The organism is Methanohalophilus sp. DAL1 (genome assembly GCF_001683555.1).
GTDB classification, from domain to species: Archaea; Halobacteriota; Methanosarcinia; order Methanosarcinales; family Methanosarcinaceae; genus Methanohalophilus; species Methanohalophilus euhalobius.
Window position 1 is genome coordinate 1 of sequence record NZ_MAFX01000038.1, and the last position, 9,351, is coordinate 9,351.

General features: G+C 34.4%; 10 protein-coding genes. 3 read left to right on the forward strand and 7 right to left on the reverse strand.

Annotated elements, in window-relative coordinates:
* A partial coding sequence (locus A9957_RS07510) for an SDR family oxidoreductase (RefSeq protein ID WP_292343742.1) occupies positions 1-143 on the forward strand: 143 nt, incomplete at its 5' end.
* 18 nt (positions 144-161) lie between these two features.
* Here the strand turns inward: A9957_RS07510 and pseH are convergent.
* The 5 genes from pseH to pseB are packed head-to-tail and all read right to left on the reverse strand — an operon-like array spanning position 162 to position 3,945.
* A complete protein-coding gene (pseH, locus tag A9957_RS07515) occupies positions 162-707 on the reverse strand; it encodes a UDP-4-amino-4,6-dideoxy-N-acetyl-beta-L-altrosamine N-acetyltransferase (RefSeq protein ID WP_105461029.1) in 546 nt (181 codons plus the stop codon).
* A 49-nt stretch (positions 708-756) separates the two neighbouring features.
* Positions 757-1,437 (reverse strand): cytidylyltransferase domain-containing protein, encoded by a 681-nt coding sequence (locus tag A9957_RS07520; RefSeq protein WP_181079391.1) that lies wholly within the window; start codon positions 1,435-1,437, stop codon positions 757-759.
* Positions 1,438-1,446: 9 nt separating this feature from the next.
* The gene (pseC, locus tag A9957_RS07525; RefSeq protein ID WP_292343729.1) at positions 1,447-2,571 is read right to left on the reverse strand and encodes a UDP-4-amino-4,6-dideoxy-N-acetyl-beta-L-altrosamine transaminase; all 1,125 of its coding nucleotides are present in this window, start codon (positions 2,569-2,571) and stop codon (positions 1,447-1,449) included.
* Positions 2,568-2,954, reverse strand: a complete 387-nt coding sequence (locus A9957_RS07530; RefSeq protein WP_292343731.1) for a WxcM-like domain-containing protein — start codon at positions 2,952-2,954, stop codon at positions 2,568-2,570. The genes pseC and A9957_RS07530 overlap by 4 nt, the downstream gene beginning before the upstream one ends.
* A 22-nt stretch (positions 2,955-2,976) precedes the next feature.
* Entirely contained in the window at positions 2,977-3,945 is a 969-nt protein-coding gene (gene pseB / locus A9957_RS07535) for a UDP-N-acetylglucosamine 4,6-dehydratase (inverting) (RefSeq protein WP_292343733.1), read from the reverse strand.
* A 143-nt stretch (positions 3,946-4,088) separates the two neighbouring features.
* On the opposite strand from pseB, the gene A9957_RS07540 reads away from it, so the two are divergent.
* The gene (locus A9957_RS07540) at positions 4,089-5,537 is read left to right on the forward strand and encodes a flippase (protein ID WP_292343734.1); all 1,449 of its coding nucleotides are present in this window, start codon (positions 4,089-4,091) and stop codon (positions 5,535-5,537) included.
* A 334-nt stretch (positions 5,538-5,871) separates the two neighbouring features.
* Here the strand turns inward: A9957_RS07540 and A9957_RS07545 are convergent, their stop codons facing one another.
* Positions 5,872-7,149, reverse strand: coding sequence for a hypothetical protein (locus A9957_RS07545; protein WP_292343736.1), 1,278 nt, complete (start codon positions 7,147-7,149; stop codon positions 5,872-5,874).
* A gap of 48 nt (positions 7,150-7,197) precedes the next feature.
* Positions 7,198-8,190 carry a glycosyltransferase family 4 protein gene (locus A9957_RS07550; protein WP_292343738.1) on the reverse strand — a complete coding sequence of 331 codons (993 nt, stop codon included), beginning with the start codon at positions 8,188-8,190 and terminating at the stop codon, positions 7,198-7,200.
* A gap of 187 nt (positions 8,191-8,377) precedes the next feature.
* On the opposite strand from A9957_RS07550, the gene A9957_RS07555 reads away from it, so the two are divergent.
* Positions 8,378-9,292, forward strand: a complete 915-nt coding sequence (locus A9957_RS07555; RefSeq protein ID WP_292343740.1) for a glycosyltransferase family 2 protein — start codon at positions 8,378-8,380, stop codon at positions 9,290-9,292.
* The last annotated feature ends 59 nt before the right edge of the window (positions 9,293-9,351 follow it).

Genomic DNA, 9,351 nt, shown 5'->3' on the forward strand with positions numbered 1-9,351 from the left:
TTGAAAATCTTAAATCAAATATTTCGCTTGAAAGATTGGGCAAACCAGAAGATGTGGCAAATGTAATAATCTTTTTATCTTCTGACATGGGAAATTATGTCAGTGGGCAAGTAATTGGTGTTGATGGTTGTCAGACATTGTAAATAGAATATCTTTAACAATCATTTCCTATTTAGAATTCCCATCACAACTACATTTTCCCACTGTCCTTTTTTTAACACGTATTCTTTAAGTTTGCCTTCGATTTCAAAACCCACTTTTTTATGCAAAAAAATGACACCCTTGTTTTTTTCTATTACTTCTAATTTCAATGAATGTAGATTTATTTCATTGAATGCTAACTTTATTGCTAGTTTATCAAGCAGATAACCTTTTCCTAATATTTTGCTCTCTGGGTTAGCATAAGTTCCAAAATAAGCATGTTTATTTTTTAAATCTACTTTATTGATAGATAGCACTCCTAAATATCCATTCTCAATGTGTCTTACTAACCAATAAAAGTTAGAGCAGTCAATATGTAATTTATCAAGAAAAGTTGAATGTTCTTCTTTTGAAATAATATGGTCATTATACATCCATTTTCTTACATCTTCTAAATTGCGCCATGTACGCACCATCTCTTTTTCTGTAGTTGATAAGTTTAGATAATTTATTAATTCAAAATCATCTAATTTTATGTTTGATTTTAATATTCCTAATATTTCCATTCAATCAAATCCATTTATGCATCATCACTGGGTGATTTGGAAATTGATTTTAATAATTATTTTTTAATAATTGAACAAATTTAAAATCAATTAAATTATCTATATCTATTGATTCTTTCTCAGACATTATTATAAATCCTATATTTTCCCCCACAAATTCTGTACCGCTCATCATTATATTCCTTTTAGAAACATATATAGCTCCATTTTCTCTATAGAGCGGTTCTGTTAATTGTCTGTTTCTTATAATTCTTGGATAAAGTCTTTTGTATGTACTATCTGATCTTATCCAGTAATGCCCCTTATCTTCAACCACACTTATGACAGAATCAAAATTTTCTTTTTTAAGAAGTTTAATTCCCTCAGATACCCTTTCATTACTTAATAAAGGCGATGTGGGATATAATAAGACAATGATGTCTGGATAATAATTCTCCTCTTTTTCAAGATACTCTACAGTATGCTGTAATACGGGTAATGTAGGAGTCTCATCCCTTGCAAGTTCTTCGGGTCTGATAAAGGGTATTTCTGCACCAAATTTTTTAGCAACATCTGCAATTTCAGCATCTTCAGTAGATACAATTACCCGATCGAGTTCGTCCACTTCCAATGCAGTCTCTATAATATGACCTATAAGTGGTTTTCCACACAGTTCCTTGATGTTCTTTCTGGGGATTCCTTTTGACCCTCCCCTTGCAGGTATTATTGCAACGGCTTTGATGCAGATCACCTCGAATATTTATTGCCATTCTTTTAGAGTATTTACCACATACTCTACGTCTTCTCTTTTCATTTCCGGATGTATTGGAAGAGTAACAATTCTGTTAAATACATCCTCTGTTTCAGGATAATCTCTTTCATTGAAATTAAAGTTATTACGATAATAACTGAAATGATATGATGGTATATAATGGACGTTCACACCAACTTCATTCTTTCGCATGTATTTGAAGAATTCATTCCTATTAATTGATCCATCAAGTAGTACCGTGTAAATATGCCAGCCATGAACCACATTTTTTTTGGTTATCGGCGTTTCAACAAACTCACAGCCGTCCAGGAATTCATTATAGAGACTTGCAATCTCATTTCTCCTCTCAATAAAATCATCCAATTTATTCAGTTGAGAAATGCCAAGGGCTGCCTGAATATCTGTCATCCTATAATTGCGGCCAAGGACCTTCATGTCATAAGCCCATCCTGCATCAGGCCCATATCTATCGGTTGCACTTTTGTCAATTCCATGGTTATGTAAAAGACGGACCCTCTCTGCAATTTCAGCATTATTTGTAACTACTGCTCCCCCTTCCCCTGTAGTAATTGGTTTTACCGGATGGAAACTAAAAACAGTAAGATCTGCAAAGTTACCAATCTTTTTTCCATGATAGCTTGCACCAAGAGCATGCGATGCATCTTCAATAAGATACAGATCGAACTCTTCTGCAATCTCTTTTATTTCCTCTATTTCGCATGGCTGTCCGGCATAATCAACATAACTTATGGCCTTTGTATTGGAAGTGATCTTACTTCTAATATCATCAGGATCAATATTCCGGGTATCCTTTTTGATATCAGCAAAAACGGGTCTTAAATTGTTATAAATCAATGAATTGTTTGTAGCGACAAAAGTAAAAGGAGTTGTGATTACCTCTGAACCATTGGGAAGATTAAGGGAAGCCACTGCTATATCCAGTGCACTCGTGCCACTATTAACGACCGTGGCATAATCACATCCTACATACTCGCAAAGAGAATCTTCGAATTGCTTGACTTTAGGACCAGTAGTCAACCAATCACTTCTTAAAACATCAATAACTGCTTCAATATCACTTTCATCAATAGACTGGTGGCCATAAGGAATCATTTCAAAACCTCAAAGGCAATTGTGTCATTTTTATCCTCCGGGCTTAGGCTAAAAACGATCAAACTTGCTTCATTCTCTGTTCCATTATATACAGCATGTGCGACAAGGGGAGGGATATATATTATGGAAGAAGAACTTGTAGAAGTATCCAGTACAACCTCTTCCAACTCTCCTGACCCAACATCTCTCAGATACAAAGTAATTTTTCCTGCAACTGCTGCAATCCATTCTTCCTTATGTTTATGATAATGATTTGCCCGCATTTTACCAGGATTTACAGAAACAACATAGGTATGAAGACAATTAAAAGGCTCGTCTTCATAATTCATGGAGACCAGTTCGGACAACCAGCCATCTTCCCGGATGTGTTTCTGTCGGGTCAATTTCTCATAAAACATAGAATCATCAATACATTTTTTTTAGATCTTCTGCAGTAAGCCACTCTGTGTTTATGTCACTTGAATATCTAAAACCTTCATGGAGATCGTTTCCATCAACATTTGCATCTTTATCCCAGAAAGGATGCTCGGGTTCTATAACAAAATAATCTGAAAACTCTTTTGCGTGTCTGGCTTCATCTTCAGTAATCATTATCTCATGAAGTTTTTCCCCGGGTCTGATGCCGGTAAACTCTTTTTTGGCCTCTGGTGCAATAGCATCAGCAAGAGCTGTTATCTTCATACTTGGAATTTTAGGGATAAATATCTCTCCACCCTGCATTTTTTCCATTGAATTAATTACAAAATTCACACCCTGATCCAGGGTCAGCCAGAACCGTGTCATTTTTTCATCGGTGATTGTCAGAGTCCCCTCTTCCTTTTGTTTTTGGAAAAGAGGTATCACACTACCCCGGCTTCCAACCACATTTCCATATCTTGTACAGCTAAATTTTGTTTTCCTTTTCCCGGAGTAAGTGTTTCCCTGGACAAACAGTTTTTCAGCAACCATCTTGGTTGCTCCATACAAGTTTACAGGATGAACAGCCTTATCTGTACTAATAGCCATCACTCTTTCGACATTATTATCGATGGCTGCATCAATAACATTTACAGTACCATCAATATTGGTACGGACTGCTTCAATAGGATTATATTCACAGGCAGGCACCTGTTTTAATGCAGCAGCATGCACAACAATATCCACATCATTCATTGCACGGTAGAGACGGTCCTTATCTCTGACATCACCAATTAAAAATCTTAACCTTTCATCCTGAAACTTCTGTTGCATTAGATACTGGTTATATTCTCCTCTTGAATAGATTCTTAATGACTTTGGACTATAATTATTTAGTATTATTTCAGTGAATTTGTGTCCGAAAGAGCCGGTTCCACCTGTAAGAAGGATGTTTTTCCCATCGAAAATATCTTTCATAATAATCCCATTATAGATTAGTAAATTAATGTTGTATAAAACAATCTTCTATTAAAAAAAGATTGCTAACCAAGCAATGTGGAGTATCGCAACGTATACTCAATCATATATTTATATGAAGAATCTTTAGTAGAACCAGTTACATGACCCAATCCCATCTTTTTGCCCGTAGAGTAGGACTTGTCGGCTTAACTCAATTAGTTGTAGGTTTACAAGGATTGATTCTGCTACCAATCCTGACAAAAAACCTTTCCATTGAAAATTATGGTATATGGGCACAAATAATGGTAACCATTGGTATCGTTCCCCAAATTGCACTTTTTGGTCTTCCCTATACTATGGTGCGCTATATCCCTGCTATTGAAAACAAAAATGATTTGCAGGAAACTTTTTATTCTATATTTAGTATTATAATCTCATCAACTATATTTTCTTCAATCCTATTATATCTCTTTTCTGAAAAAATTGCGAATATACTATTTGAAGGAAACTTGCTGGTCGCACAGATACTGGTAGTTATTGTTTTCTTTGAATGTTTGATACTCTTTTTCATAAATTATCTTCGAGCAAAACAGTACATAAAAAAATATTCGACCATAATGCTGGCCAAGACCGTATTGATGATCTCCATAGTTGGTTATTTTGTATTCAGTGGATATGGGATCACCGGTGCAGTATATGGTTTACTTCTTATTGATGTAATATTATTTTTAATTTTAACAATCCTGGTTTATAATGATGTGGGATTTGCAGTCCCTCATTTCCATAATATGAAAGAATACCTCAATTTTGGAATTCCCACTGTCCCTGGCAACCTTTCAAGCTGGGTGGTAAACTCCAGTGACCGTTATGTGATTGGCATTTTACTCGGTGCATCTTCGGTTGGTTATTATTCTCCAGGTTACTCCCTTGGAGGAATTGTAAGGATGTTTGTCTCACCTCTCACATTCTTGCTACCTTCCATTCTTTCAGAGAATTATGATAAAAACCAAATTGAAAATGTCAAGCATATACTTGGCTATTCTTTCAAATACTTCATGATAATCGCAATTCCTGCCACGTTTGGGTTATCGCTGTTGTCCAAACCTCTATTAACAATACTCTCAACACCGGAAATTGCGGAAAAAGGATATCTGATAACACCTTTTGTAGCTTTGAGTATGCTTCTATTTGGAGCTTATGCAATAGTCGCACAAATTATAATTCTTGAAAAACAAACACATATCAGCGGCAAAATCTGGATAATTGCTGCAATATTTAATCTTGTATTGAATTTCCTTCTTGTGCCTTATATCGGGATTATAGGAGCAGCTTTTACGACCCTGTTGGCATTTGGTTTCAGTTTCATAATAGCGTTTATTTATTCCAGCAAAATGCTTCCCTTTGATATGAGCCTGCGACCAATATTAAAGAGTTTATTTTCTTCTTCTGTGATGAGCATACCAATAATTCTCTATGATCCAGCAGGATTGTACAATATATTGCTGCTTATTGCATTTTGTGCTGCTATCTATTTTGCACTGATGTATGCATTAAGGACATTCAGGGACGAAGAAATTTTATTCTTTAAGTCCCTTATACATCACAGATAACTCAACTTTTATTTTTCCGATAATCTGCCTAAAAACTCCGATATTCTGGATTCTCAGTCTGGCTCCTCAAAACACAAGGAGTTTGCTGTAGAATGAGACTGTCGGAAAAGTCAACTAACATGGAAAGAACCACAATAATTGCAGAGTAAAGTAATCCTGAATAAAAGCAAAAACATTATCATTTACGGTTTAAAGAAAATCTCAATGCCATGGTTCTAACAATTATTATTATTATATTTAGTTAGTTTTTATACAAAACGAATTTTCCGCTAGTTTCAATTAAGTTTCAATATAACTCATGTTGTTACTTATGTTGTTTACTATTTCTCTTTTTCTAATACCATATATCATTCATTTGAAGTATAGATTTTCTTAAATCTTCTTTGCTTCCAGTATCTATATTAGGGTCGTTTTGATATATTTTTGCAATATTTGCTTTCCAGCATGGATCTGAATAAAACTCATTAATGGACCTTATATTCATTAGCTTTAGATTCTCAATTTTACAGCCAAATATCATTTTCTTTTTTACATACCCATACAAATCAAATCCATTTCTATCAATTCCTGAAATATGTATTACAGGACATCCTTTGATAAGTACTTTCATCTGGGCACTTGTGTTGGAAGCGATAATATAATCACATTTACTTGAATATGATTCTAGTGTTTCTTTCTTTGCTTCTATAATCTTGTTTGAAGAGAAAAAAGGTTTGTCTTGTGCTTTTGTGTTTGGATGATATCGAATATATATAGTGGAGTTAGGGTGTTTTTTTTGAATTCGAGTGATAGTTCCTTTAAGTCTTTCTATAATATAAAAATTATTTAGTAGCAACCCCACAACATTAGGATTCGATGGTACTTTTCGTACATTTATTTTTTTATAATCGAATCTATTCATTTGGTATACCATAGTTCCCTCCTCATTGAAGTATTCTATTGCTTCTTTTGAGTTCACTAAAGCAACATTTACTTTTACAGGAGGGATTGAATATTTTTGCATATCTATTTGTCCATATATTATAGGTATCCTCATAATATTTGCGATGTAGCAAAGACCAATTCTACTTGGGACAAAGTCGTCTACAGTAAACACAAACGAAGGGGGATATACATTAAATAGAGTAAGATGGTTAAAGTATTGTAAATAAAAATCCAATAAACGTTCGTAATATTTTAATGGATATCTGTGTCCTTCTGTCAAAGATGTGCGCATTATTTTTGTTATTTGTCGCAAGATAAATTTAATTTGTTGAAGCAAGTATGTTTTTTTATTGTAGTGTGTGGCAACGAGATAAAAAATATATCCTACAATAGGAATACGAAAATAAGAATACTCAAAGTCAAAGTCCAAAGTTTCAATAAAAAATTTAGTGTATTCTAAGTTGCCATGATCATGAATGAATCCACAAGGTTGATGGCGACTTTTTGAGGAAGGAACTTTGAACCTAAATATTATCATTTTAGTTATTATAAAAAGAAAAACACATCTCTTAAAGATGAAGTGCCCGGGATATTTCTTGTCATATGTATAGCCCTCTTTTTTGAATTCGATTGCTAACTTTTGAATAATACTGTTTTCAATGTTGCTAAATGTAGTATCTTCTTTCACTTCGGTCTTCCTTTTTTAATCTTTAAATATATTTTATTTTAAAAGACATCAACTATCTGTTCTTATAGCTGAGATAATAATATTGAATAATCTTTTTTCTCGAAATGACAAATCAAATTCATTTACTATTCTTTTTCTTGCAGATACTCCGTTTTTATTCAGAGACATTTTTATTGCTTCCATGGTTGCATCTGTGTCATCATAGGGAACCTTTAATCCAGTATTTCCTATCACTTCTGGTAGAGCTGCACGATTTGTGACAACCGGTATACACTCACAAGCCATCGCCTCTGTTAATCCCATGCCAAAAGACTCATAGTAAGATAACTGACAATATATTTTGGCTTTCTGATAATATTCCAAAAGTTCCTCATCAGATACATATCCAGTAAATATTACATTTCTAGGTGCTATTTTTTTAAGTTTACTTATAGAATCATCCGTGATTTTGCCAATTATAACAAATTGTAAATTTTGTAGTTTTTGAGCACATCGAATAAAATTTTCATACCCTTTTCGTGTGATATAATCTTCTGATATACGACCTACAGTTATTACCATATCTTCCTTTTTGAAATTTGGTTTATAGTAATCAGTATCAATGCCATTATAGACTACATCTAAATATTTAGGTTTAGAATACTTTAGGACTTCTTTTTTTGTGAATTCGGATACTGCCAATACAACATCTGCATACTTTAGTGCAAATTTAGCAAAATATCGACTTCGTCTATATGGTCCCATGAAACCATAATCGATTTCAGGCTCTGAAGCAACATCCCCACCACCTGCAATAACAATTGATTTTTTTTGAAATATTTTTGAAAATAGAACCGCTAAAAATGCATGGCCTCCAGCAAACCAGGAATACGTAATATCTGATTTTCGAACTGTTTTTATCAAACTGAGGATATCAAATATTGATTTGAAATTAAAATCATATACTTCAAAATGTTTTGATAGTAGGTCCCTATCTTGTTTTACAAAAAATTGCAAAGAATAATAGATATAAGCAATTTTTATTTCTTTTTCATTTCCCAAATGTATTTCCTCACCAGTAATTTGTGTTACAATATATGCGCTTCTTTAATTGACAAATCTATTATATCATCGTATATTTATTTATACAAGTTTATGTAGATGATAACATCGTATTAATATGGATGAATTCATATTAGTGTCTACTTATAAACTTATATGTATTTATCATGGAATATGACTGATTAAGATGCCAGACTCCTCTCAACAAAACGAGAATCCGTTTATATCCGTGATCATTCCGGTGTACAATGATCCCTCCGGCCTGGAGGACACGCTGCAATCCCTGGTGGCACAGCAGTATACGGGAAATTTTGAAATCATAGTTGCGGACAACGGTTCCACGGATAATACCCCGGACATTGCAGAGAAGTACTGTGGCGATTCAGTAAAACTTGTTGTCGAAGATACCGTCCAGAGCTCCTATGCAGCCCGCAACAAGGGACTTGAAATCGCTAAAGGCTCGATTATTGCCTTTATCGATTCCGATATGACAGTGGAAAAGGATTGGTTGCAAAAAATGAGCCAATCCATGGCCAAGCACAATGCGGATTATCTGGGTTGCAGGGTGGAGATATATTCTGAAAGTAATTCCCTTTCGGCCCTGCACAATAAGCTGTCAGGGTTTCCCATGGATGAATATATTTACAAAAGGCATTTTGCTCCGACATGCTGTCTTATAGTCCGAAAAGAGATTTTTGAACATGTGGGTGTCTTTGACCCGAATTTGATTTCCAGCGGGGATTATGAGTTTGGCAACCGTGTTTTTGATGCCGGCTACAAATTGTATTATGATTCGGATATTGTCATGTATCACCCGGCAAGGACATCGCTGAAAAAATTGCTTAAAAAATCATTCAGGATTGGGCGGGGTTTCTATCAACTATCTGCTCGCTATCCGCAGCTGTCCAGAAAAATGAACAAAAATGCAGCATATTCTCTTTCCGGTTCAGATGATCAATCCTGGAGCCTGTTTACTTTCAGGAAAGATTCATCTCTCTGGAATTCATTGCCTGTTTGGGAGAAGGTGGGAATTTATGTTGTTGACATTTTGAATAAAGGCATGAAACCCTTTGGTTATGTCTATGAGAAGTTCTTTTCCTGATTTCAGTCATCGTTTATGTTTCCATTTTCTCAAAACTTTTAAATTGGATTGAACAATAC

Coding starts and splice junctions, on each gene's coding strand:
- A9957_RS07540 (WP_292343734.1), top strand. CDS start 4,089: ATGACCCAATCCCATCTTTTTGCCCGTAGAGTAGGACTTGTCGGCTTA.
- A9957_RS07555 (WP_292343740.1), top strand. CDS start 8,378: ATGCCAGACTCCTCTCAACAAAACGAGAATCCGTTTATATCCGTGATC.
- pseC (WP_292343729.1), bottom strand. CDS start 2,571: ATGATTCCTTATGGCCACCAGTCTATTGATGAAAGTGATATTGAAGCA.
- pseB (WP_292343733.1), bottom strand. CDS start 3,945: ATGAAAGATATTTTCGATGGGAAAAACATCCTTCTTACAGGTGGAACC.
- pseH (WP_105461029.1), bottom strand. CDS start 707: ATGGAAATATTAGGAATATTAAAATCAAACATAAAATTAGATGATTTT.